The sequence below is a fragment of the Bradyrhizobium sp. HKCCYLRH3061 genome (assembly GCF_051168015.1).
Taxonomy (GTDB): Bacteria; Pseudomonadota; Alphaproteobacteria; order Rhizobiales; family Xanthobacteraceae; genus Bradyrhizobium.
In genome coordinates this window covers 134,663-158,062 of sequence record NZ_JBNPUE010000009.1, presented here as the reverse complement: position 1 = coordinate 158,062, position 23,400 = coordinate 134,663, and the positions used below count along the sequence as shown (strand labels likewise).

The 23,400-nt window shown below is 67.3% G+C and carries 19 protein-coding genes and 1 riboswitch; of the genes, 12 read left to right on the top strand and 7 right to left on the bottom strand.

Annotated elements, in window-relative coordinates:
• Positions 1-207 precede the first annotated feature (207 nt).
• Complete coding sequence (locus ACQR2C_RS16775; RefSeq protein WP_434863710.1) at positions 208-1,404, top strand: YbfB/YjiJ family MFS transporter; 1,197 nt, start codon at positions 208-210, stop codon at positions 1,402-1,404.
• A gap of 166 nt (positions 1,405-1,570) precedes the next feature.
• Here ACQR2C_RS16775 and ACQR2C_RS16770 read toward each other — a convergent pair whose 3' ends face one another.
• The 3 genes from ACQR2C_RS16770 to ACQR2C_RS16760 form a co-directional block, all read right to left on the bottom strand.
• Positions 1,571-2,353 carry a molybdopterin-dependent oxidoreductase gene (locus tag ACQR2C_RS16770; RefSeq protein WP_316215495.1) on the bottom strand — a complete coding sequence of 261 codons (783 nt, stop codon included), beginning with the start codon at positions 2,351-2,353 and terminating at the stop codon, positions 1,571-1,573.
• A gap of 14 nt (positions 2,354-2,367) precedes the next feature.
• Entirely contained in the window at positions 2,368-3,021 is a 654-nt protein-coding gene (locus tag ACQR2C_RS16765) for a cytochrome b/b6 domain-containing protein (protein WP_316180275.1), read from the bottom strand.
• A gap of 201 nt (positions 3,022-3,222) precedes the next feature.
• Positions 3,223-3,777, bottom strand: coding sequence for a fasciclin domain-containing protein (locus ACQR2C_RS16760; RefSeq protein ID WP_315800751.1), 555 nt, complete (start codon positions 3,775-3,777; stop codon positions 3,223-3,225).
• A gap of 481 nt (positions 3,778-4,258) precedes the next feature.
• Between ACQR2C_RS16760 and ACQR2C_RS16755 the strand changes: the two genes are divergently transcribed.
• Positions 4,259-4,624 (top strand): hypothetical protein, encoded by a 366-nt coding sequence (locus ACQR2C_RS16755; protein ID WP_316180272.1) that lies wholly within the window; start codon positions 4,259-4,261, stop codon positions 4,622-4,624.
• A gap of 12 nt (positions 4,625-4,636) precedes the next feature.
• Here ACQR2C_RS16755 and ACQR2C_RS16750 read toward each other — a convergent pair whose 3' ends face one another.
• Entirely contained in the window at positions 4,637-5,824 is a 1,188-nt protein-coding gene (locus ACQR2C_RS16750; RefSeq protein WP_434881649.1) for a DNA topoisomerase IB, read from the bottom strand.
• Positions 5,825-6,201: 377 nt separating this feature from the next.
• Here ACQR2C_RS16750 and acs point away from each other — a divergent pair, with 377 nt between their 5' ends.
• The 3 genes from acs (at position 6,202) to ACQR2C_RS16735 (ending at position 9,695) form a co-directional block, all read left to right on the top strand.
• Complete coding sequence (gene acs / locus ACQR2C_RS16745; protein WP_434881648.1) at positions 6,202-8,154, top strand: acetate--CoA ligase; 1,953 nt, start codon at positions 6,202-6,204, stop codon at positions 8,152-8,154.
• Between the two features lie 105 nt (positions 8,155-8,259).
• Entirely contained in the window at positions 8,260-8,979 is a 720-nt protein-coding gene (locus ACQR2C_RS16740; RefSeq protein ID WP_434881647.1) for a hypothetical protein, read from the top strand.
• 221 nt (positions 8,980-9,200) lie between these two features.
• Positions 9,201-9,695 (top strand): L,D-transpeptidase, encoded by a 495-nt coding sequence (locus ACQR2C_RS16735; protein ID WP_434874250.1) that lies wholly within the window; start codon positions 9,201-9,203, stop codon positions 9,693-9,695.
• A 74-nt stretch (positions 9,696-9,769) separates the two neighbouring features.
• On the opposite strand, the gene ACQR2C_RS16730 is transcribed toward ACQR2C_RS16735, so the two are convergent.
• The gene (locus ACQR2C_RS16730) at positions 9,770-10,006 is read right to left on the bottom strand and encodes a DUF1674 domain-containing protein (RefSeq protein WP_316180265.1); all 237 of its coding nucleotides are present in this window, start codon (positions 10,004-10,006) and stop codon (positions 9,770-9,772) included.
• Between the two features lie 195 nt (positions 10,007-10,201).
• On the opposite strand from ACQR2C_RS16730, the gene ACQR2C_RS16725 reads away from it, so the two are divergent.
• The 3 genes from ACQR2C_RS16725 to purH all read left to right on the top strand — a co-directional run bounded on the left by ACQR2C_RS16725 (position 10,202) and on the right by purH (position 15,529).
• Positions 10,202-11,554, top strand: coding sequence for an RsmB/NOP family class I SAM-dependent RNA methyltransferase (locus ACQR2C_RS16725; protein ID WP_434881646.1), 1,353 nt, complete (start codon positions 10,202-10,204; stop codon positions 11,552-11,554).
• 245 nt (positions 11,555-11,799) lie between these two features.
• Positions 11,800-13,515, top strand: a complete 1,716-nt coding sequence (locus tag ACQR2C_RS16720; RefSeq protein WP_315800758.1) for a heparinase II/III family protein — start codon at positions 11,800-11,802, stop codon at positions 13,513-13,515.
• A 316-nt stretch (positions 13,516-13,831) separates the two neighbouring features.
• Positions 13,832-13,912: riboswitch (ZMP/ZTP riboswitch) on the top strand.
• A gap of 24 nt (positions 13,913-13,936) precedes the next feature.
• Positions 13,937-15,529 carry a bifunctional phosphoribosylaminoimidazolecarboxamide formyltransferase/IMP cyclohydrolase gene (gene purH / locus ACQR2C_RS16715; RefSeq protein ID WP_315800759.1) on the top strand — a complete coding sequence of 531 codons (1,593 nt, stop codon included), beginning with the start codon at positions 13,937-13,939 and terminating at the stop codon, positions 15,527-15,529.
• A gap of 113 nt (positions 15,530-15,642) precedes the next feature.
• Here the strand turns inward: purH and ACQR2C_RS16710 are convergent, their stop codons facing one another.
• Positions 15,643-17,052, bottom strand: a complete 1,410-nt coding sequence (locus ACQR2C_RS16710) for an MFS transporter (protein WP_316180259.1) — start codon at positions 17,050-17,052, stop codon at positions 15,643-15,645.
• A gap of 169 nt (positions 17,053-17,221) precedes the next feature.
• Here ACQR2C_RS16710 and ggt point away from each other — a divergent pair, with 169 nt between their 5' ends.
• Together ggt and ACQR2C_RS16700 are read left to right on the top strand one after the other, a co-directional pair.
• A complete protein-coding gene (ggt, locus tag ACQR2C_RS16705) occupies positions 17,222-18,928 on the top strand; it encodes a gamma-glutamyltransferase (RefSeq protein WP_434881645.1) in 1,707 nt (568 codons plus the stop codon).
• A gap of 168 nt (positions 18,929-19,096) precedes the next feature.
• On the top strand, positions 19,097-20,503 hold the full coding sequence (locus ACQR2C_RS16700) for a serine hydrolase domain-containing protein (protein ID WP_434881644.1): 1,407 nt from the start codon (positions 19,097-19,099) through the stop codon (positions 20,501-20,503).
• 9 nt (positions 20,504-20,512) lie between these two features.
• Here the strand turns inward: ACQR2C_RS16700 and ACQR2C_RS16695 are convergent, their stop codons facing one another.
• A complete protein-coding gene (locus tag ACQR2C_RS16695; RefSeq protein ID WP_316180255.1) occupies positions 20,513-21,178 on the bottom strand; it encodes a glutathione S-transferase family protein in 666 nt (221 codons plus the stop codon).
• Between the two features lie 163 nt (positions 21,179-21,341).
• On the opposite strand from ACQR2C_RS16695, the gene ACQR2C_RS16690 reads away from it, so the two are divergent.
• Together ACQR2C_RS16690 and ACQR2C_RS16685 are read left to right on the top strand one after the other, a co-directional pair.
• Positions 21,342-21,914, top strand: a complete 573-nt coding sequence (locus ACQR2C_RS16690) for a DUF2239 family protein (protein WP_434881643.1) — start codon at positions 21,342-21,344, stop codon at positions 21,912-21,914.
• 151 nt (positions 21,915-22,065) lie between these two features.
• Positions 22,066-23,379, top strand: coding sequence for an MATE family efflux transporter (locus ACQR2C_RS16685; RefSeq protein WP_434881691.1), 1,314 nt, complete (start codon positions 22,066-22,068; stop codon positions 23,377-23,379).
• Positions 23,380-23,400 lie beyond the last annotated feature (21 nt).

The window sequence follows — 23,400 nt, the reverse complement described above, 5'->3', positions numbered from 1 at the left end:
TTGCCGGCTCGCCCCGATGGGTCGGGGGCAGCAGCCCGGCAATGACGAGAGTTGCAAAATCGGCGGAGTGCTAAAGCGCTCCTGCGCGGTTGGCAAGCCACCATTGCCGCCGCCCGCCTTCTGTCTCGCCGGGCGAGGCTGTACTGTGCTTGAAACTGGCGGCCGAGCAGCATGATTTGCCGGATATGCGCCACGCCGGAGCATGTCTTGCCGATCTCCCGTTCCGATCCGCCGCCGGCGCACCCGGCGCTGACCAACCTCACGCTGTCGCTCGGTCCCATCATCGGTCTCGGCATCGGCCGCTTCGCCTATGCGCTAGTGCTGCCGGACATGCGCGACACGCTGCACTGGTCGTATTCGGCGGCCGGCTTCATGAACACGGTCAATGCCGCCGGCTATCTGATCGGCGCGCTGATCGCCGCGCAGCTGGCCCGGCGCTACGGCGGCCTGGCCGCAGTGCGCGGCGGAACGCTGGCGGCGCTGGCCTCGCTCGTGGTGTGCGCCATGACCGGTGACTTCATCGCGCTCAGCCTGGCGCGGCTCGTGACCGGCATCGGCGCCGGCGTCGCGCTGGTGGCCGGCGGCGCGCTGGCGGCGCGGGTCGCCCTGGCGCGGCCGGCGCAGGCGAGCTTCGTGCTGAGCCTGTTCTATGCCGGGCCGCCGCTCGGCATCGTCATCTCCGGCCTGATCGCGCCTTTCGTGCTGCAGGCCTTCGGGCCCGGCTCATGGTGGATCGTATGGGCCGTGCTCGCCGCGGTCGGCGCGGTGCTGATCGGGCCGCTGCTCGCGATGCGGCTCCCGGCGAACGCCGCCACGGCGGAGACCCGCACCGACCGCGTCTCGCTGCGGCCGATGGCGATCTATCTGTTCGGCTACTTCCTCTACGGCGCCGGCTATATCGCCTATCTCACCTTCATGATCGCGTATGTGCGCGATCTCGGCGGCGGCGCCGCGGCGCAATCAGGCTTCTGGTGTCTCATTGGCCTCGCCGGCTTCACCACGCCCTGGGTGTGGCGGCGCGTGCTGGCGCTCGACCGCGGCGGCTGGCCCACCGCCCTCATCCTCACCATCAACGCGATCGGCGCCGCTCTGCCCTCGCTCAGCCATTCGCCTGTCATGCTGACGCTGTCGGCCGCTGTGTTCGGCATCGCCTTTTCGACCGTGACCACGGCCACCACCGCCTTCGTGCGCTTCAACCTGCCGCAGAGCGCCTGGCCGGGCGCGATCGCCGCGCTGACCATCTCGTTCGGCGTCGGCCAGACGCTCGGACCCTTCGCCGTCGGCGCGATCACCGATGCGATGGGGAGTTTGACCTATGCGCTGAACGTATCGGCGGCCTTGTTGCTGCTGGGCGCGGTGATGGCGGCGATGCAAGGCAAGCTGAAGCGCTCCGACCGCACCTAGCTCACGGTGTCGTCCCGGCGAACGCCGGGACCCATACCGCGGAAGCTATCGAGGGATGCGGCTGCCAGCTGCCTGCCTCATACTCCCCTGTGGTTATGGGTCCCGGCGTTCGCCGGGACGACAGCGGAGTGTGTCGCGCGCAGCTCGGCCTCAAGCGGACCGACGCTCAGCTCCCGCTGAACGAATTGTACCCCTGGTCCTCCCAATAGCCGCCCTTGTAGTCGTTGGTGATTTCCATCGCGACGACGTATTTCGGGTTCTTGAAGCCGAGCTTGGTGGGGACGCGGATCTTCATCGGGTAGCCGTAGGCGCGCGGCAGGATCTGGTCGGCGAACTTGAAGGTCATCTGGGTCTGCGGATGCAGCGCAGTGCGCATATCCAGCGGCGAGTTGTAGCCGTCCTTGTCAGCGCAGTTGAACCAGACATATTTCGCGCTGATATCCGCGCCGATCAGCTTGAGGAAGTCGCGCAAGGGCGTGCCGGTCCAGGAGCCGATCGCGCTCCAGCCCTCGACGCAGATGTGGCGGGTGATCTGCGTGACCTGCGGCAGCGCATGCAGCTCGTCCAGCGTCCACGACTTCTTGTTGTCGACGAGGCCGCGCACCTCGAGCTTCCAGTCAGCGGCATCGATCTCCGGCGCCTCGTCGAGCGTGTAGTAGGCATTGAACGGGAACGGCTTGGTGATCGCGCTCTCCGGAAAGGTCGGCGCCAGCGCGTCCGGATTGAACATCCAGGCCTGCACGGCATCGTTGAACTTCGACACCTTCTTGAGCAGCTCCTCCGCCGTGTCGCCGTCGACGACGTCGCAGCCGGTGAGCAGGGTCAGCGCGCCCAGGCTGGCGCCGCCGGTGAGGAAGCGGCGCCGGGTGAGGTCGGGCATCACCTTGAGCGAGTCCTTGATCAGGAGCCGCTTGTCGACGCCGGGAATGAGGAACGGACGCTTGGCCATGATACTCTCTCCTCTCAGCGACCGATGATCATCGCGCGCAGGCTCTTCGGCACCAGCAGCGCGAGCAGGATATGGATCACCAGGAAGGCGCAGATCAGCGCCATGCAGACGAAATGGACGTAGCGCGCCGCCGGATAGTCGCCGAACAGGCTGACCAGCCAGTGCAGCTGGACCGGCTTCCACATCGACAGGCCGGTGAGCACGACGACGATGCCGACGCCGATGATGCCGAGATAGAGCAGCTTCTGCACCGCGTTGTAGGCGGTGAGGTCGTCATGGGCGAGCTTGAAGGTCAGCGCGGCCTTGAGGTCGGCGATGACGGACGCCGGCGAGACCGGCAGCAGCTTGCGGCGGAACCGGCCGGTGGCGAGACCGGTGACGAGATAAGCGAGCCCGTTCAGCATCAGCAGCCACATCGCCGCGAAGTGCCACAGCAGCGCGCCGCCGAGCCAGCCGCCGAGCGTGAAGCTGCGGTCGAAGCGGAAGTCGAACAGCGGAGAGGCGTTGTAGATCTGCCAGCCCGACATGATCATCATGATCATCGCGACGGCGTTGATCCAATGCATGACGCGCACCCAGGCCGGCTGAATGACCTTGGTCGCGACTCCAGTTGCAGGTCCCCCGGTCGCCGCGAGGGTCGAGGGGGCGCTGGTGGTGGCGCTCGTCATGGCGGTCGGCTCCGTCGCTTGCATTCGTCACGGTCATTATACGCCGGCTCGGCGGGCCCCGTTACACTGCGGCGCCGATGAAAACGATACGCAGAAACTATCGCGTTCACAAAAAAGCGAGCCGGGGGTGGGCCCGGCTCGCTCCTGGTCACATCCGCGAGGAGGAGGAAGAAACGGATGTGTCCGGTGTCGCGCCGGGCCTCACGACGCCGGCATCAGCACGGTGTCGACCACGTGGATGACGCCGTTCGACTGGTTGACGTTGGGGATCGTGACCATCGAGGTGCCGCCCTTGGCGTCGACGATCATGACGTTCTTGCCCTCGCGCTTGACCGTGAGCTGCTCGCCCTCGACCGTCTTCAGCATCTGGCCGTCCTTCAGGTCGGACGCCTCGAGCTTGCCGGGCACGACGTGATAGGTGAGGATCTTGGTCAGCGTCGCCTTGTTCTCCGGCTTGACGAGGCTGTCGACGGTGCCGGCCGGCAGCTTGCCGAACGCGGTGTTGGTCGGCGCGAACACCGTGAACGGTCCCTTGCCTTCCAGCGTCTGCACGAGGCCCGCGGCCTTCACCGCGGCGACCAGCGTCGTATGATCCTTCGAGTTGACCGCGTTCTGGATGATGTTCTTCGACGGGTACATCGCCGCGCCTCCGACCATCACGGTCTTCTCCTCGGCGTGCGCGGGCGCGACGACGATCGAGGTCAGCGACAGCGCGCTGAAGGCGGCGGCAGCGAGGAAGGCAATGCGCTTGGACATGGGTAGCTCCCTAATGAAGACGGCGGCAGAGCCGCACGATGAGTTCGACTGCGACATCGATGCGTTGGAGAGCGCTGTTGCTCTCGCGTCGTGTCGGGCCGAGCTACGCCGCGTTCGGAAGCGAGTTTCGGCGCATAATTTAACGTGATCCGTGAAACCTGCGGCGATCGAGATCGTCTCGCCGACTCATTGAACGAGATCTGCGCCGCAATGTCGCAGCCTGCTGCGAACTGATCAGCTCTCTGTCGGTCATTGGCCGAGGCCGATGACCGATCACCGTCGCCATTAACTACAATGCGAGCCGAGCCCGGCCGAACCTGCCGAAAATATTGCGAGTAAGACTTTCTTAAGGTTGATTGGTCGGCACGGCGCCGGCTGCGGGAAGGGGATGTCCCGCACTGTCCGGCGCGATCGGCGGGGGTTTCCTACAGTGAACAGAACGATCTGGATTGCGGGGTTCTGCCTCGTGATAATCTGCTGCTTGCTTGCAACGAAGATGGTGCTCGCCGCGGCGACGCCCGGCGACATGAGCGACACGACCTCGTCGCTGATCCGCGAGCCCATTCCGGGCGTTGATACGCTGAGCGAGACGGATCGCAGCTTCGCGACACAGCCGATCGAGTACAACGAGGACGTCTATCTGCCACTGGTCTCGCGGGCCGTGCGGGCGGAAGGGCGTAGCGGGTCGCCGGCGCGCCGGGCGAAGGCGTCCGGCAAAGCCGCTGTGCTGCGGCCGGCCAAGCGCAATCCGCAGCCCGTGAAGACGTCGGCGACGGCGTGCAAGCAGCTCGACCCGATCGCGCGCTTCCTCGCCTCGGCGAAGATCGGGCCGCGGTGCCAGGCTTGATCGTTTGAGGCGTCAGGCCGAGACCGCCGTCACCACTTGCGCCAGCAACTGCTCGCGCCGCGTCTGCGAGCGCTGGCCCTTCATGGTGGCGGCGAAGCGTTCGAGGATGCCGTCCTCGAACGCCGTGACGATGGTGTCGTGCACGTAGCTCTTGCGGCAGATCGCCGGCGTGTTGGTGAGCTCGTCGGCGGCGGCGCGGATCGCTTCCAGGATCTGCTTCTTGCGGCCGCGCGCGCTCGCCGCGGGCGTGATTCGCGACAAGGTCTCCAGGGCGACGGCCGAGGCCATCAGCGTGCGGAAATCCTTCAGCGAGATCTTGATGCCGGCGATCTCGCGCAGGAACGCGTTGACCTGCGTGGTCGAGACCGCGCGCACCACGCCCTGGGCGTCGCGGTATTGGAACATGCGGCGGCCGGGGACGCCGCGCAGGATGCCGACGGCCCGCACCAGCTTGGCGGCGTCGCATTCCTTGCGCACCGCCTTGCCGCCCTTGGCCTTGAAGGTCAGCACCAGGGAGTCATCCTCGAGCGTGACGTTCGACTTCAACAATGTGGTGGCGCCGCGCGTGCCGTTCAGCCGCGCATAGGACTCGTTGCCGGGACGGATCGCGGTGCGCGCGATCAGCTCGATCACGGCGGACAGCGCGAACTCGCGCGTCGGCTCGTCGCCGGCGAGATGTTTCGACACCGCGCGGCGGATGCGCGGCAGCGCGCCGACCAGCTTGGCGAGACGATGCGCCTTGCGATGCTCGCGCACCTTCTCCCAATCGGCGTGATAGCGATATTGCAGCCGGCCGGCGGCGTCGACACCCACCGCCTGCAGATGCAGGTTCGGATCGGGGGCGTAGCGCACCTCGCGATAGGCCGGCGGCACCGCCATCGCATGCAGGCGGCGAATGGTGCCGGCGTGGCGGATCGGGGTGCCGTTGGCGCGGATGAAGGTATAGCTCTTGCCCCGCCTGATGCGGCGGATGGTCAGCGCGGTCTGGTCGCCGAGCTTCAGCCCGATGCGCTTGGCGAGTTCCTCGACCGAGGTCTTGGCGTTGCCTTGCGCGTCGGCGGTCTTGGCGTGGGCGAGATCCTTCAAGGTCAGCTTGCGGCGCGGCGGCTTGGGCGGCCACTGGCCCAGCGCCTTCGCGAGCGCGACATCGGCATCGGCCGGGCCGACCCGCGGGCTCTCGAAATTCTGCTGGTCCATCATTGCTTTAGACGCCCTGCCGTCGTTTTCATCCGCTCAATGCCCCGGAGTCCGGTTTGGTTCCGGCCGGGTTATCCACACCTTCAAGGCGATTTAGGGCGTGACGGGCCGGATAGCGAGTCCCTAATTTTGGGCAGAACGGTTGCAAAATACCGGTGCGCGCCCCGATTCCGGGTAACCTTGATGCTGCAGACTGTAGCGACCTCCGAAGTGTGACCGGCGCGCTCAACCTCCGCGCACAATTCTTTGATCCTGCGCAGACCGCCTCCCCGCCGAAGGTCCTACTTGTCTTGCCTTGTCGCCGCCGGTTACGCGGACGCATAGTGGGAACAACGATGGCCTGCGCCGGACCACGGCGGGCCGCATGTGGAGGGTGTGAAATGTCCGAGAAGATCTACGACGTTCCGGCCGAATGGGCGAAACGCGCCTTTGTCGACGACGCGAAGTACCAGGAGATGTACGCGCGCTCGATCAAGGACCCCAACGGCTTCTGGGCCGAGCAGGCCAGGCGCGTCGACTGGGTCAAGGCACCGACGACAATCGAGAACGTCTCCTACGCACCCGGCAACATCTCGATCAAATGGTTCGAGGACGGCGTCCTCAACGCCGCCTACAACTGCGTCGACCGCCATCTCGCCACCCGCGGCGACCAGACCGCGATCATCTGGGAGGGCGACGACCCCTCGCAGTCCAAGCACATCACCTATCGCGAGCTGCACGACGAGGTGTGCCGGATGGCCAACATCCTGCGCAACCGCAACGTCAAGAAGGGCGACCGCGTCACCATCTATCTGCCGATGATCCCGGAGGCCGCCTATGCGATGCTGGCCTGCGCCCGCATCGGCGCCATCCATTCGGTGGTGTTCGCCGGGTTCTCGCCGGACTCGCTCGCCCAGCGCATCAAGGACTGCGATTCCAAGATCATCATCACCGCCGACGAGGGCCTGCGCGGCGGCCGCAAGGTGCCGCTCAAGGCCAATGTCGACGCGGCGCTGAACAAGGTCGACAATGTCGACTGGGTCGTCGTGGTCAAGCGCACCGGCGGCAAGATCGAGATGAATCCGAGCCGCGACCTCTGGTACCACGAGGCCGCGGAGATGGTGACGACCGAATGCCCGTGCGAGCCGATGCATGCGGAGGATCCGCTGTTCATCCTCTACACTTCGGGCTCGACCGGCCAGCCCAAGGGCGTGCTGCACACCACCGGCGGCTATCTCGTCTACGCCGCGATGACGCACCAATACGTGTTCGACTATCACGAGGGCGACGTCTACTGGTGCACCGCCGACGTCGGCTGGGTCACCGGCCACAGCTACATCCTCTATGGACCGCTGGCCAACGGCGCCATTTCGCTGATGTTCGAAGGCGTGCCGAACTATCCGGACAATTCGCGGTTCTGGAACGTCATCGACAAGCACAAGGTCAACATCTTCTACACCGCGCCGACCGCGATCCGCGCGCTGATGCAGGGTGGCGACGGGCCGGTGAAGAAGACCTCGCGCGCGTCTCTGCGCCTGCTCGGCTCGGTCGGCGAGCCGATCAATCCGGAAGCCTGGGAGTGGTATCACCGCGTCGTCGGCGACGACCGCTGCCCGATCGTCGACACCTGGTGGCAGACCGAGACCGGCGGCATCCTGATCACGCCGCTGCCGGGCGCGACCAAGCTCAAGCCGGGCTCGGCGACGCGGCCGTTCTTCGGCGTCGTGCCCGAGATCGTCGATGCCGACGGCAAGACGCTGGAAGGCGCGACCGAGGGCAATCTCTGCCTCACCCGCTCCTGGCCGGGCCAGATGCGCACCGTGTACGGCGATCACGCCCGGTTCGAGATGACCTACTTCTCGACCTACAAGGGCAAGTACTTCACCGGCGACGGCTGTCGCCGCGACGCCGATGGCTATTACTGGATCACCGGCCGCGTCGATGACGTCATCAACGTCTCCGGCCACCGCATGGGCACCGCCGAGGTGGAGAGCGCGCTGGTCGCGCACGCCAAGGTCTCGGAAGCGGCCGTGGTCGGCTATCCGCACGACATCAAGGGCCAGGGCATCTACGCCTATGTCACCCTGATGGCCGGTGAGCAGCCGAGCGAGGAGCTGCGCAAGGAGCTCGTCGCCTGGGTGCGCAAGGAGATCGGCCCGATCGCCTCGCCCGACCAGATCCAGTTCGCCCCCGGCCTGCCCAAGACCCGCTCCGGCAAGATCATGCGCCGCATCCTGCGCAAGATCGCCGAGGACGAGCCGGGCGCGCTCGGCGACACCTCGACCCTTGCCGATCCCGGCGTGGTCGATGATCTCGTCCAGCACCGGCAGAACCGCAAGGAGAAGCAGGCCTAGCGCATGTCCGCTGGACCTCTCAGGAGACGGTTGGAGAACGCGGCCCGGCTGGGCTGCGTTCTCCTCGCTTTGGCGGGCGGGATCGGTCCTTCGACGGCGCAGCTCATGCCGCAGTCGCCGGAGCTGAAGACCTCGGTCGCGTTCTTCTACCGGGATCCGCGCATCGAGGGCCTGGCCCACGTGTTCGCGACCCTGAAGTCGGAAGGGCGGGATTGGACCGCCTACCCGCCGGTGACCGGGCTGTTGGCGCGGTCCTTCGCGCTGCATCCCGACTGGATCGATCGGCTGGCGCCGCCCGAGGGAGACGGCAAGGCGGCTTCGGCCTTCCTGGCCGCGGTCCGGCTCTCGGGACATGCCGCTGAGGCTGGCAGGTTTCGCGGCCGTTTCGGCGCCAGCGCCCTCGACGCCACGCTGGAGGATCAGTTCAGCAGCGCTCCCGCCCGGCTCGAGGACATCACGATCAGGACCCCGACCGACCTGGACCTGCTGTGGGGCGCCTCGTTCGCTGAAGGCGACGGCCGCTATGTGCGCATGATCCTCGACTTCTTCGCCTCCATCACCAATCAGTCCGAGCTCATCGCGCTCGACACCGCCCGTCTCACGGTGGCCATGGTTGGCGGTCCGAAGGACATCTACGACACGCTGGAGCAGCGCTACGACGCCGCCCAGCGCGGCCGGATGGTGGTTGCGGCCGCAGCCCTGTGGGCCATCGGATCGAACGTGCGCCAGCACGACTACGTCCGCCAGGCGACGTCCGACTACATCCACGATCATCCGCGCACATTCGCCGTCCGGGCGCTGTCGGCGATCACCCGCCTCAAATAGATTGCACGTGCCCGGCCGGGTTCGCTCCGCTGACCCCGCTGGCGAATCCGTGTTGCGGGCCGGATTCCGGCCGAGTGTTGTTTTCAGGTCATTTACTTGCAGAGGAAGTTTTCATTTCCTCCAGCCATCCGAGTGCTCCCGCAAGAGCGGAGGTCGCAGCGATGGGGCGAAGAGGAATGGCGAGGCCGATTGGAGCGATCGGGCCGGCCGTGAAGGCGGCGATGATGGCCGCGTCGGTGGTCGGAGCCATGGTCACGACGGCCGACCCTGCGTCCGCCCGTCCCGAGCTGGTCAGCATCGCCGGCGACTATTCGCCCGGCACGATCGTGGTGAAGACCGGCGAGCGCAAGCTCTACCTCGTGCTCGATGGCAGCCACGCCATGCGCTACACGGTCGGCGTCGGCAAGGCCGGCCGGCAATGGGCCGGCACCACCAAGATCGACGGCAAGTACAGGAATCCGGCCTGGGCGCCGCCGGCCGACGTCAAGCGCGACAAGCCCAACATCCCCGACGTGATCCCCGGCGGCTCGCCGCAGAATCCGATGGGCGTCGCCGCCATGACGCTCGCGGGCGGCGAATATGCCATCCACGGCACCAATGTGCCGAACTCGGTCGGCGGCTACGTCTCCTACGGCTGCATACGCATGCTCAACAGCGACATCACCGACCTCTACGAGCGCGTGTCGATCGGCACCACGGTGGTCGTGACCCGCTGAAGCCGAAGCGGCCGAACTGATTCTCCGTCCCCCGCGCCATCACCATGCCTGACGGCGCGCGCCCGGCGGATGTATCAGAAGTCCGAGATGATTCCCTTTTTCTCCCAGTCGCCATAGCGGGTCGGCTCCGGTCCCTTCGGACCCTGCAGCTCCCTCGGCATCGGCGTCGCCTGCTCGGCCGCGAGACGACGCCGCTCCTCCGCCTCGGCCAGCGCACGCTGCGCGGCCGGAGTGAGCGGCTTGCGCGGATTGTCGTTGCTGGCGACCACCGACAATGCGGGCTTGCGCTCGTTGTTGGGTTCGTTGCTCATCGTACCATTCCACCGTTGCACCGGATCCTTCCCGACATCATCAGATCGTGTGAGCACGCCGGGGAAAACAGGTCTAAAAAAAGCGGAGCCGATTCTTACATTTGGCATATTCCGGTGACAGAGGACCCGCAAGCTGATGGCATGCACCCGATGGTCGCGGAACTGCCTTTCTTCTTTCGCGAGTAATTCCCAGGCATGCCTCCGCCGCGTTTTGCGACCCCTTCCGAAGTCCCAGGCCTGGCGGCACGACGCATCGCCGCCGACGTGGTCGACGGCGTGCTGCACAAGCATCGCACCCTCGACGATCAGCTCGACGGAACCGGCGCGCATCCCGGACTGAAGCATCTCGCCGACCGCGACCGCGCGCTGATGCGCCGGCTGGTCGCCACGACCTTGCGGCGGCTCGGAACGCTCGGCCACGTGCTGTCGCGGCTGCTGGATCGTGGCGTGCCGACCGACGCGCCGCGGGCGCAGAGCGCGCTGCTGATCGGCGCCGCCCAGATCCTCTGGATGGACGTTCCCGACCACGCCGCCGTCGACCTTTCCGTCCGCCTCGTGCAGGCCGACCGCCGCGCGGCGAAATATGCCGGACTCGTCAACGCGGTGCTGCGGCGCTGCGCCCGCGAGGGCGCCAGCCTGCTCGACGATGCCACCGGTCAGCCGCTTGATATCGCGCCCTGGCTGCTCAAGCGCTGGATCGATCATTACGGCGAAGCGACCGCCAGGGACATCGCCGCGGCGCTCGGCCAGGAGCCGTCGCTTGACCTCACGGTGAAGTCGGACCCGGCGCAATGGGCGTCGCGGCTGCACGGCGAGGTGCTGCCGACCGGCACCGTGCGCACCGTGCTGCATGGCTCGGTGACGGTGCTGCCGGGCTTTGCCGAGGGACAATGGTGGGTCCAGGACGCCGCTGCCGCCCTGCCGGCGCGCCTGCTCGGCGATGTCAGCGGCAAGGCCGTCGCCGACCTCTGCGCGGCGCCGGGCGGCAAGACCGCCCAGCTCGCCCATGCCGGCGCCCGCGTCACCGCGGTCGACCGGTCGCCGGCCCGGATGAACCGGCTGAAGGACAACATGACCCGGCTGCAGCTCGCGGCCGAGACGGTCGTGGCCGATGCCGCCGAATGGCAGCCGGCCGAGAGCGGCGGCTTCGACGGCCTGCTGCTCGATGCGCCCTGCACCTCGACCGGCACGATCCGGCGCCATCCCGACGTCGGCTGGTTGCGCAGCGAGGCCGACATCACCGCATTGTCGGGCCTGCAGACGCGGCTGCTGACCAGGGCGGCCAGCCTGCTCAAGCCGGGCGGAACCCTGGTCTACTGCACCTGCTCGCTGGAGCCCGAGGAGGGCGAGCAGGTGGTCGAGCGCGTGCTCGCCGAAACCACCGAGCTGCGCCGCATCCCCGTCAGCCCCGGCGAGGTGGCGGGACTGGCCGAGCTGGTCACGCCGGCCGGCGACCTGCGCACCCTGCCCTGTCATTTGCCGCACCAGGACCCCCGGCTTGGCGGTCTCGACGGTTTTTATGCGGCGAGACTGGAGCGGCGGCCGTGAGCGTGTCATCGTGTGCGCTCTGCGCCGGCCCTGCGTCGGCCGCGCTTTGAGGGCGTCGGCGTTGCGTTAGTCCGTTTATATCCTGATTTTGCACCAGATTCTGGTCCCGCGATGGTGCTGCACCGGGGCCAAAAATGGTGTATCGGCGGCAGTTGCGATCTATGAAGGATGCGCAACCGAATCCCCCTCTGAATCCAAGGCTTGGCGTGTCCGCCGCTCAACGCAGACGCATATCGACGCTGGTGATGGGCCGCTTTGCGCGCAGCCTGATGTCCAACGTCAGCGGTGTATCGGTATCCGTGTCCGGGCTGTGGCCAGGACGCGCGGACCGGCTCATCATTGCGCCGCATGACCTGCGCACGTCGGACGCGACGCGGGCGGCCGAGATCTATGCCGGACGCTTCGTCTTCGCCGGCAAGATCGTGACCTGCCACGGCCGTTCGATCTTCGACCTGGAGCCGCCGTCCGAGGACTGGGAGGTGGCCCTGCTCGGCTTCGGCTGGCTGCGACATCTGCGCGCAGCCGATACCGCGCTGACCCGCGCCAACGCCCGCGCTTTGGTCGACGACTGGATCACCAACCAGATCGGCCGCCATCCCTTGAGCCGGCGCGCCGACGTGCTGGCGCGGCGGGTGATCTCGCTGTTGTCGCAGGCCCCGCTGGTGCTGGCCGATTCCGACGGCAAGTTCTACCGCCGCTACCTGCGCGGGCTGACCCGCGAGATCCGCTATCTGCGCTATTCGACCATCGACATTCCCGATGGCGCGCCGCGGCTGCAGGTGCTGATTGCGCTGTGCTACGCGGCGCTGTGCCTCGCCAACCAGGCCAAGCACATCCGCAGCGCGACCCGGAAACTCTCGGACGAATTGCAGCGGCAGATCCTGCCCGATGGCGGCCACGTCTCGCGCAATCCGGGCGCGCTGATCGAGCTCTTGATCGACCTGCTGCCGCTGCGGCAGACGTTTGCGGCCCGCAACATCGCCCCGCCGCCGGCGCTGCTCAATGCCATCGACCGCATGATGCCGATGCTGCGCTTCTTCCGGCACGGCGACGGCAACATGGCGCTGTTCAACGGCATGGGCGGCACCCCGTCCGACCTGCTGGCGACCCTGCTCGCCTATGACGACACCCACGGCACGCCGATGGCGAGCATGCCGCATTCCGGCTTCCAGCGGCTCGACGCCGGACCGATGACGGTCATCGTCGACACCGGTCCGCCGCCGCCACCGCATCTGAGCCATGAGGCCCATGCCGGCTGCCTCGCCTTCGAGATGTCCTCGGGACCGTGCCGCATCGTGATCAATTGCGGCATGCCGTCGACCGGTCGCGACAATTGGCGTGCCTTCGCGCGCAGCACGGTGGCGCATTCGACGCTGACCTATCACAACACCTCGTCCTGCACCTTCGTCGAGATGTCGGCGATGAAGCGCCTGCTGCACGGCGCGCCGATCGTGTCGGGCCCGACGCGGGTGGAGAACTTCCGCGAGATCGTGCCCGACGGCACCGTGCTGTCGACCTCGCATAACGGTTACGCGGCCAAATTCGGCCTGATCCATCGCCGCGTGCTGGTGGCCGCCGAGGACGGCTCGCGGCTCGACGGCGAGGACACCGTGACGCCGGCGCAGGGCGCGCGGCTGCGTGGCGGCGGCTCGGACTACGCGTTGCGCTTCCATCTGCATCCCGCGGTCAAGGCCAGCCGGCTCAGCGACGGCCGCGGCGCCATGCTGGTACTGCCCAATCGCGAGGTCTGGACGTTCGAGACGTTCGACGACCGCGTCGATCTCGAGGACAGCGTGTTTCTCGCCGGCAATGACGGTCCGCGCCGCACCACCCAACTGGTGATCCGGCAGGACGCGCAGCAGGTCCCGTCGATCCGCTGGAGCTTCGTCCGCTCGTCGGCGTCGCCGACCGAAACCAACGGGCGCCGCAACGCGCGGAGAGAGCCGGAACTGCCGCTGTGAGCGGTACGGCGCCAAGGAATGAGCCGACGAATCGTGCTGCGAGATGCACGCTATATCTGCACGGACAGTAGGCTCCCTCTCCCCTTACTTACGGGGAGAGGGTCGGGGTGAGGGGCAGACGCACGGGAAGTGCACGTGGCGAGACCTGTACCCCTTCACCCAGATTGCATCTGGCGATGCAATCCGACCTCTCCCCGCAAGCGGGGCGAGGTAAGGGCACCGCCTGCGACGCGCGTTCGAGCCAACATGAGCGCTCAATCGATCCCGAGCACACACACCTCCCCGTTGTCGCCATCGGCAAAAGCTGATATGAGGCCGGCTCTCGCGCGACTGGCGACTTTGGATGGAGCACCATCGGGGAGCGCGGGATCGACCGCCGTGCGCCTGGGCAAATTGAACTCCTGCAACAGGACTCTTTGCCATGACAAACCAGCTTCGTCGCGTTCGCCGTGCTCTGCTCTCCGTTTCCGACAAGACCCGCCTCGCCGACTTCGCGCTGGCGCTCGCCGCGCGCGGCGTCGAACTGATCTCCACCGGCGGCACCGCCAAGGCCATTGCCGAGGCCGGCCTGAAGGTGAAGGACGTCTCCGACCTCACCGGCTTTCCCGAGATGATGGACGGTCGCGTCAAGACGCTGCATCCCAAGGTGCATGGCGGCCTGCTCGCCATCCGTGGCAATGACGAGCACACCGAGGCGATGAAGGCGCACAACATCGCGCCGATCGATCTCCTCGTCGTCAATCTCTATCCGTTCGAGGCCACCGCCGAGCGCGGCGCGTCGTTCAGCGACTGCATCGAGAACATCGATATCGGCGGCCCGGCAATGATCCGCGCGGCCTCGAAGAACCACGAGGATGTCGCGGTCGTCGTCGACGTCAACGACTACGAGGCCGTGCTCGAGGACCTCGCCCGCCACGAGGGCTCGACCACCTTGCTGCTGCGCCGCCGGCTTGCCGCCAAGGCCTATGCGCGCACCGCCGCCTATGATGCTGCGATCTCCAACTGGTTCGCCGCCACCATCCAGAACGACGCGCCCGACTACCGGGCCTTCGGCGGCAAGCTGATCCAGTCGCTGCGCTATGGCGAGAACCCGCACCAGCATGCGGCGTTCTACGCGCTGCCCGGCCGCCGTCCCGGCGTCGCGACCGCGCGCCAGCTCCAAGGCAAGGAGCTGTCCTACAACAACATCAACGACACCGATGCGGCCTATGAGTGCATCGCCGAGTTCGACCCGGCGCGCACCGCGGCCTGCGTCATCGTCAAGCACGCCAATCCCTGCGGCGTCGCCGAAGGCCCCGATCTCGTCACCGCCTATCAGAAGGCGCTGGCCTGCGATTCGACCTCGGCGTTCGGCGGCATCATCGCGATGAACCGCAAGCTCGACGCCGCCACCGCGCGCGCCATCACCGGCATCTTCACCGAGGTGATCATCGCGCCCGACGCCACCGACGAGGCGATCTCGATCATCGCAGCGCGCAAGAACCTGCGGCTGCTGCTCGCCGGCGCCCTGCCCGATCCGCGCGAAGCCGGCCTCACCGCCAAGACCGTGGCCGGCGGCCTGCTGGTGCAGAGCCGCGACAATGCCGTCGTCGATGACATGGAGCTGAAGGTGGTGACCAAGCGCGCGCCCACCGACGCCGAGCTGCGCGACCTGCGCTTCGCCTTCCGCGTCGCCAAGCATGTCAAGTCGAACACGATCGTCTACGCCAAGGATTCGGCGACCGTCGGCATCGGCGCCGGACAGATGAGCCGGGTGGATTCGGCGCGCATCGCCGCACGCAAGGCGCTGGATGCGGCCAGCGCGCTCAAGCTCGCCGAGCCGCTGACCAAGGGCTCGGTGGTCGCCTCCGACGCGTTCTTCCCGTTCGCCGACGGCATGCTGGCCTGCATCGAGGCCGGTGCCACCGCCGTGATCCAGCCGGGCGGATCGGTGCGCGACGACGAGGTCATCAAGGCCGCCGACGAGCACGGCATCGCCATGGTGCTCACCGGCGTCCGGCACTTCCGGCACTGAGCGCCTTCACCGTCGTTCCGGGGCGCGCGCAGCGCGACCCCGGAATCCGGAGCCGAGGCGCGAGATTCCGGGTTCTTTGCTGCGCGACGCCCCGGAATGCCCCCGGAGAGAGTTCAGGCAGCCCGCTCCGCAGGACGATCTGAACTCACGCGCGCCAGCAACAGCAATCCGGTCGCGAAGAACAGCACCAGCACCGCCATGCCGGCCTTCTGACTCGCAGTGACCGCGGTGATGGTGCCGATCAGCAATGGCCCGATGAACGACGTCACCTTGCCGGTGAGCGCGAACAGGCCGAAATACTGCGCGACGCGCTCCTTCGGCACCATGCGGATCAGCAGCGAGCGCGAGGCCGCCTGCAGCGGCGCGCCGCAGGCGCCGATGACGCAGCCGAGCAGGAGGTAGGCGCGCTCCGGCAGCGAGGCGAACAGCGGGCCGCCCGGCACGGCCGGCGTCACCGGAATGAACAGAACCGAATCACGGCTCACCATGAGAATCGCGACGATCGCGAGCAGCAGCAGCGTCATGCTGCCGGCGATCACACGCTTCGGCCCGAGAAAATCATCCAGCTTGCCGCCGAGCCAGCCACCGAACGTGCCGGCGGCGGCGAGGATGATGCCGAAGGTGCCGATCTGGATCGTGTTCCAGCCGAATGTGCCGGCGGCATAGATGCCGCCGAAAGCGAACAGCGACACCAGCCCATCGGTGTAGATCATGTTGGCGAGGAGAAAGAGTGCAACGTCACGCTGCTGCGGCAGGCTGCGCAGCGTCTGCTTCAGTTGACCGAGCCCCTCGCGCACGGCCGCGCCCAGCCGATGCCGTGCCGGAAAGTCCGGTGTGAACAGGAACATCGGCAGCACGAACACGATGAACCAGAGCCCCGTGAGCGGACCGGAGATGCGGTCGCCTTCATGGCTCACGGGATCGAGCCCGAACAGCGGCTTGAATCCAAACAGCGTGCGGCCGCTGTCGGGATTGGCGGCGAGAAAGCCGAGCACGATGATGAGCGAGAGGATGCCGCCGACATAACCGGTGGCCCATCCGGTGCCGGATAGCCGGCCGATGCGTTCCGGCGGCACCAGGGTCGGCATCATCGCGTTGTTGAACACGGTGGCGAACTCGACGCCGATGGTGGCGATCACATAGGCCGCGAGCAGCGGCGGGATCAGCTCGGGCGCGCCGGGACGCCCGATCCACATCAGCGAGGCGCCGATCACGAGCAGCGCGCCGAACGCCGCGATCCACGGCTTGCGGCGCCCGGTGGCATCGGCGATGGCGCCGAACACCGGTGACAGCAGCGCGATGACGATGCCGGCCGCGGCGGTCGCAAAGCCCCACAGCGCCTGGCCGCTCGCCGCGTCCGGCGCGACATGCGCCGCGAAATAGGGCGCGAAGACGAAGGTCGTGATCAGCGTGAAATAGGGCTGCGCCGCCCAATCGAACAAGATCCAGCTGACGACGGCCGCGCGCCCGGGATAGATTCGGCCGTCGGCAGTGCCAGAGGTCTCGATCGTGATGACGGCCATTCGAAAATCCTCTGCAATCCCAGCGTCGCGTCTCGCGACGATCACGGCGTTGCGTTTTACGCCGGCGACCCGGCCCTATAACATCTGACGATCCCAGGCGGATGTCAGCAACGGCAGAATTGCGATGACCACGTTCACGATTGATCGACGACGGCTCCTTGCGGGTTTCATGCTGTTGCTGGCCGGCTGCCTGCCCGCGCGGGCGCTGGATTCGCAAACCTTCGATATCCCGCAGCCACCCGGTATCACCGCGCCGGCGCAGCCGCCCGCCCATGGCATGGTGGTGGCACAGGAGAGGATCGCAGCCGAAGTCGGCCAGCGCATTCTCGCGCTCGGCGGCAACGCGGTCGATGCCGCCGTTGCCACCGGCTTTGCGATGGCCGTCACCTATCCGGTTGCCGGCAACATCGGCGGCGGCGGCTTCATGGTCATCCACATCGCCAAGTCCAACGAGGATATCGCGATCGACTATCGCGAGACCGGTCCCGCCGCGATTACGCGCGACATCTTCCTCGGCGCCGACGGCAAGCCCGACAACGCCAAGTCGCGCGATTCGGCGCTGTCGATCGGCGTCCCCGGATCGGTGGCGGGTCTCGCGCTGGCGCTGGAGAAATACGGCTCGGGCAAATTCACGCTGGCGCAGGTGCTGCAGCCGGCGATCGTGCTGGCACGCGACGGCATCCCCGTCGCCGACGACGTCGCCGTGACGCTGCCGATGATGGCGCCGCGGCTGGCGAAATGGAAATCATCGGCCGCGATCTTCATGCGGCCCGATGGCACCGTGCTGAAGGATGGAGACCGGCTGATCCAGCGCGATCTGGCGGCGACGCTCACCGCCATCGCCGAGCAGGGACCGCGCGGATTTTATGAAGGGCCGGTCGCCAACCAGCTCGCCAAGGCGATCCAGGATGCCGGCGGCATCATGACGGCGGACGATCTCAAATCCTACCAGCCGGTGCTGCGCACGCCGGTGCGCGGCACCTATCGCGGCTATGACATCGTGTCGATGCCGCTGCCGTCGTCGGGCGGCACCGTGCTGGTCGAGATGCTGAACATCCTCGAGGGCTTTCCGCTCGCTGAGCTGAAGCAGGGCTCGCCCGAGTCGCTGCATCTGCTGATCGAGGCGATGAAGCGCGCCTATGCCGACCGCGCGCGCTATCTCGGCGATCCCGCCTTCGTCGACGCGCCGGTGCGCGCGATGCTGTCGAAGGACTATGCCGCGCGCCAGCGCGCCGGCATCGATCCCGCGCACGCCACCAGCGCAGGCGACGTTCTCAACACCAAGCCGCTGCGCGAGGGCAACAACACCACGCATTTTTCGGTGGTCGACAATGACGGAAACGCCGTCAGCAACACCTACACGCTGAACTTCCCCTATGGCGTCGGCCTCGTCGCCGACGGCACCGGCGTGCTGCTCAACAACGAGCTCGACGATTTCACCGCCGCGCCCGGCGCCTCCAACGCCTTCGGACTGGTCGGCTTCGAGGCCAATCTGCCGGGCCCCGGCAAGCGGCCGCTGTCGTCGATGTCGCCGACCATCGTGCTGAAGGACGGCAAGCCCGTGCTCGTCACCGGCTCGCCCGGCGGCAGCCGCATCATCTCGACCGTGCTGCAGGTGATCGTCAACGTGCTCGACTATCGGATGGACGTCCGCCAGGCCGTCACCGCGCCTCGCCTGCATCACCAATGGATGCCCGACGAGGTTAGAATCGAGAAAGGCTTTGCCGACGACGTGCTCGCCGGTCTGCGCGCCCGCGGCCACAAGATCGAGGAGCCGATGGGACGGACCTCGGCCAACTCCATCCTGGTGACGCCGGATGGATTCGTCGGCGCGCCCGATCCGCGCAGCAAGGGCGCCACCGCGGCCGGGCGCTGAGGCGCCCGGTTCCCGGCCGGGAGGAGGAGATCGTGGCCCGGATGACGATTTGCCGCCGCCCGGCGGGGCCCGGCACCAGCTTCCCTCCGTTGGCGTGGTGACCGAGGCGCGTTAGAAGCATACCAGGGCGCAGCGAGGCTCGCCCGCGAGACGGCGTCGGACGTTCTGGTGCATTTGCGAAGATTCGTGGTCGGTCTGCTGGTGTTTGCGGCCCTGCTGGTGGCGGGGTGGCTCACCTATCGGCCTGACCGGGCGCTGCGCGTCGCGACCACCGTGGTCGCCGAGATGATCTGCGCCAAGACCTACGTCTCCGGCCTCGATCCGCAGACGGTGTTTGCGGAGACCATGGAACGGCCCGGTCTGCGCCGGTTGCGGGCCGTGATGCGCTACCGGGTGGAGCCCGACATGCGCATGGTGGAGGTGTCGCTGCTCGGCCTGCACGCCACCCGGGCCTCGTATCACGACGGTCTCGGTTGCGTGACGCTTCAGGGTCAGAAGCCGCCTTACGTGCCCCACACCGACGTCGCTGCGCTGCGCGCCGCCGCGCCTGCTCCCGCCTTGCCCGACTTCGCCGAAGACGCTGCGGTGGAGCCCAGCGATCCCGCGCTGAAGGCGGCGCTCGATCACGCCTTCGAGGAGCCGGCCAGCCCGCCATTCCGCCGCACCAAGGCGATCGTCGTCGTCAAGGACGGTCGCCTGATCGCGGAACGCTATGCGCCGAACATCGGCGTCGATACCCCGCTCATGGGGTTCTCGATGACCAAGACGGTCACCAATGCGCTGCTGGGCATCCTCACCCGGCAGGGCAGACTGAGCCCGTCGATCCCGGCGCCGGTCGCGGAATGGCGCGAGCCGAGGGATCCGCGCCACGACATCACCATCGAGCAGTTGATGCGCATGACGTCAGGCCTGGCGCTGGACGAAACCAATTCCGGCTTCGATCCGTCGAGCCAGATGGACATCCACCGCGACATGGCGGCGTTCGCGGTGCATGCGCCGCTGATTGCGCCGCCGGGACAGCGCTGGGCCTATTCGAGCGCGAGCACCCAGATCCTGGCGCGCATCATCCGCGACGCCGCCGGCGGTCCCGAGCAGGCGATCGAATTCGCGTGGCGCGAGCTGTTCCATCCGCTCGGCATGCGCAGCGCGACGCTGCAGTTCGACGGCACCGGCACGCTGCAAGGTTACGGCAACATGCTGGCGAGCGCGCGGGACTGGGCGAAGCTGGGGCTGCTCTATCTCGGCGACGGCGTCGCCGGGGACAAGCGCATCCTGCCCGAGGGCTGGGTGGCGATGTCGGCGACCGCGACGCCGGACACCGACTATGGCGCGGGATTGTGGACCAACCGCAGCCAGCACGTTCACGCGCAGGGACGGGCGCGCGCCGGCATTCCGGCGGATGCATTCTTCGCCTTTGGCCTGCTCGGCCAGCGGCTCGTGATCATGCCGAGCCAGCGCATGGTGGTGGCCAGGCTCGGTGATTCCATCGACCCCGACGGCGACATCAAGGGCGTCGCGCGGCTGGTGCGCGAGGTGATCGCGGCGACGGAAGCCACCGCCGCGCAATCGAAATAGACGCCGGCTTCAGCGGCCGACCTCGTAGGGCCCGCCCTTCTCCAGCGCGATCTTGTAGGCCGGCCGTGCCTCGATGCGGGCGAGGAAATCCATCGCCCGCGGATGGCCCTGCTCCAGACCGCCGCGCGATGCCGCCGCCTGCAGCGGGAAGCTCATCTGGATGTCGGCGGCGGTGAAGGCCTCGCCGGCAAACCACTCGCTCTTCTGCAGCTCGCTTTCCCAGAACGCCATGTGCTGCTTGAGCTGCGGATTGACCAGCGTGGTCAGCGCCTGGTTCGACACCTTGCGCACGATCGGACGCAGCAGCGCCGGCGCGCGCTTCGGCATGATGTTGAACAGCAGCTTCAGCAGCAGCAGCGGCATCGCCGAGCCCTCTGCATAGTGCAGCCAGTACGAATAGCGCAGCCGCTCCGGCGTTTTCGGCGGCGGGATCAGGCGGCCATTGCCATAGGTCTCGATCAGATATTCGACGATCGCGCCGGACTCCGCGACCGTGTTGCCGTTGTCGGTGATCACGGGCGACTTGCCGAGCGGATGAATGGCGCGCAGCTCCTTGGGCGCGCGCATGTCGGGCTGGCGCTCGTAGCGGATGATCTCGTAGGGGACGCCGAGCTCCTCGAGCAGCCAGAGCACGCGTTGCGAGCGGGAATTGTTGAGGTGGTGAACGGTGAGCATGGGGTTCCCAGGGACGGATCGGGTGGCGGGCGCCGTTCCGTAGCAGGACGGCACGGGTTCGGCGAGGCGTCCTCGGCACTGGAGGAGAGTCACAATAATTATCCGGGTAATATTGACTTTAATTTCGCCCGGGTCTTATTAAGCGCATCAAAGGGACCAAGCCATGGACACTTTCACCGCATTTGCCGGCCAGACCCGGATCGCCGCCGGGCCCCTGCCCAAGGTGGCGCTGGTGCTGAAACACGCCGCGCCGAACTCCGCGCCGATCGTGATCTTCAACGACCGCACCGGGCAGCCGATCGACATCGATCTGCGCGGCAGCGACCGGGAGATCCTGGCGCGCCTGCCGGTCGAGGCCGGCGTGGCCGCGGACCAACCGCCGAGCGGGCCGCGCGGCCGCGGCCGGCCGAAGCTCGGGGTCGTGGCCCGCGAGGTCACGTTGCTGCCGCAGCACTGGGACTGGCTCAATGCGCAGCCGGGCGGCGCCTCGGTCGCGCTGCGCAAGCTGGTCCACGAAGCCGGGCGCGCCAATGGCGACAGCGACCGCGCCCGCGAGGCGCGTGACGCGGCCTATCACTTCATGTCGGGGATCGGCAGCAACCTGCCGCAGTTCGAGGAGGCGTCCCGCGCGCTGTTCGCCGGCGATCTCGCCCGCTTCGCCGGCTTGATCGCGGACTGGCCGCCCGACATCCGCGACCATGCAGTGGCGCTCGCGCATCGCCACAGGGCCGAGTGAGATCGGCTGATTTCGACAGTCAACGAGAGCGGCCGCTCGCGGCGGCTCTCGCTTCCATTCCTCGCAACACGGCCGTGCCTCGAACGAAGGGCGGTCGACGGAGAACCATGCCGTGTCGCCGCCAACCGCCTCGCTGCGCAAGCCGTTCCTGATGTTCGTCGTCCCGATGATGCTGAGCAATATCCTGCAATCGCTGTTCGGCACCATCAACAATGTCTATCTCGGCCAGATGATCGGCGTCGATGCGCTCGCCGCGGTCTCGGTGTTCTTCCCGGCGATGTTCTTCTTCGTCTCCTTCGTCATGGGCCTCGGCTCGGGCGCCGGCGTCCTGATCGGACAGGCCTGGGGCGCCGGCGAGCCGGCCAAGGTGAAGCAGATCGCCGGCACGACCCTGAGCATCGCGCTGCTGCTCGGCGGCCTGATCGCGGTGCTGGGCGGCGTGTTCAGCCGCGAATTGCTGACCGCGCTCGCCACGCCCGCCAACATCCTCGATGCCGCCGCGGGCTATGCCCGCATCATGATGATCACAATGCCGCTGACCTTCGCCTACATCCTGCTGTCCTCGCAGATGCGCGGCGTCGGCGACACCGTGACGCCGCTGGCCTCGCTCGCCGCGTCGACCACGCTCGGGCTGGTGCTGACGCCGGTGTTCATCCGCGGCTGGCTCGGCGCGCCCGTTCTCGGCGTCGCCAGTGCGGCCTGGGCCTCGGCAATCTCGACCCTGACGACGCTGGCCTGGCTCCATGTCCATCTGCGCCGGCGCAAGCACCCGCTGGCGATCGACGCGGCTTTCCTGCGCGGCATGCTGCCGGATGCGAAGCTGCTGCGGGCGGTGCTGCGGCTCGGCATTCCCGCCGCGATCGGCATGATCGTGATGTCGCTGGCGGAGATGGTGTTGATCGGACTCGTCAACGGCTTCGGCTCGGACGCGACGGCGGCCTATGGCGCGGTCAACCAGGTGCTCGGCTATGTGCAGTTTCCGGCGCTGTCGATCGCAATCTCGGTCTCGATCTTCGGCGCCCAGGCGATCGGCCGCGGCCAGGCCAAGCAGATCGGCGACATCGTGCGGACCGGCATCGAGATGAATGTCGTGCTGACCGGCGGCCTCGTCGCGATCGGCTATCTGTTCTCACGGGTGCTGATGGGCTTCTTCATCACCGACCCAGCCGTCATCGAGGTGGCGCAGCATTCGCTGCACATCGTGCTGTGGAGCTCGGTGCTGTTCGGCATATCCATCACGTTCTCGTCGGCGATGCGCGCGTCCGGAACGGTGTGGATGCCGCTGGCGATCTCGGCGTTTGCGATCGCCGCGATCGAGGTGCCGGCTGCCACCTGGCTTAGCCGCAGCATCGGACTCGACGGCGTCTGGCTCGCCTATCCCATCACATTCGCCGCGATGATGCTGCTGCAGATGAGCTATTATCTCGTGGTCTGGCGCAAGCGGACGGTGCACAGGATGATCTGATGCACTCCCGATGCCTCCCGG

Coding starts and splice junctions, on each gene's coding strand:
- ACQR2C_RS16760 (WP_315800751.1), bottom strand. CDS start 3,777: ATGTCCAAGCGCATTGCCTTCCTCGCTGCCGCCGCCTTCAGCGCGCTG.
- ACQR2C_RS16765 (WP_316180275.1), bottom strand. CDS start 3,021: ATGACGAGCGCCACCACCAGCGCCCCCTCGACCCTCGCGGCGACCGGG.
- ACQR2C_RS16750 (WP_434881649.1), bottom strand. CDS start 5,824: ATGATGGACCAGCAGAATTTCGAGAGCCCGCGGGTCGGCCCGGCCGAT.
- ACQR2C_RS16690 (WP_434881643.1), top strand. CDS start 21,342: ATGGACACTTTCACCGCATTTGCCGGCCAGACCCGGATCGCCGCCGGG.
- ACQR2C_RS16695 (WP_316180255.1), bottom strand. CDS start 21,178: ATGCTCACCGTTCACCACCTCAACAATTCCCGCTCGCAACGCGTGCTC.
- ACQR2C_RS16720 (WP_315800758.1), top strand. CDS start 11,800: ATGGGCCGCTTTGCGCGCAGCCTGATGTCCAACGTCAGCGGTGTATCG.
- acs (WP_434881648.1), top strand. CDS start 6,202: ATGTCCGAGAAGATCTACGACGTTCCGGCCGAATGGGCGAAACGCGCC.
- ggt (WP_434881645.1), top strand. CDS start 17,222: ATGCTGTTGCTGGCCGGCTGCCTGCCCGCGCGGGCGCTGGATTCGCAA.
- ACQR2C_RS16770 (WP_316215495.1), bottom strand. CDS start 2,353: ATGGCCAAGCGTCCGTTCCTCATTCCCGGCGTCGACAAGCGGCTCCTG.
- ACQR2C_RS16735 (WP_434874250.1), top strand. CDS start 9,201: ATGATGGCCGCGTCGGTGGTCGGAGCCATGGTCACGACGGCCGACCCT.
- ACQR2C_RS16740 (WP_434881647.1), top strand. CDS start 8,260: ATGCCGCAGTCGCCGGAGCTGAAGACCTCGGTCGCGTTCTTCTACCGG.
- ACQR2C_RS16730 (WP_316180265.1), bottom strand. CDS start 10,006: ATGAGCAACGAACCCAACAACGAGCGCAAGCCCGCATTGTCGGTGGTC.
- purH (WP_315800759.1), top strand. CDS start 13,937: ATGACAAACCAGCTTCGTCGCGTTCGCCGTGCTCTGCTCTCCGTTTCC.
- ACQR2C_RS16710 (WP_316180259.1), bottom strand. CDS start 17,052: ATGGCCGTCATCACGATCGAGACCTCTGGCACTGCCGACGGCCGAATC.
- ACQR2C_RS16685 (WP_434881691.1), top strand. CDS start 22,066: ATGTTCGTCGTCCCGATGATGCTGAGCAATATCCTGCAATCGCTGTTC.
- ACQR2C_RS16725 (WP_434881646.1), top strand. CDS start 10,202: ATGCCTCCGCCGCGTTTTGCGACCCCTTCCGAAGTCCCAGGCCTGGCG.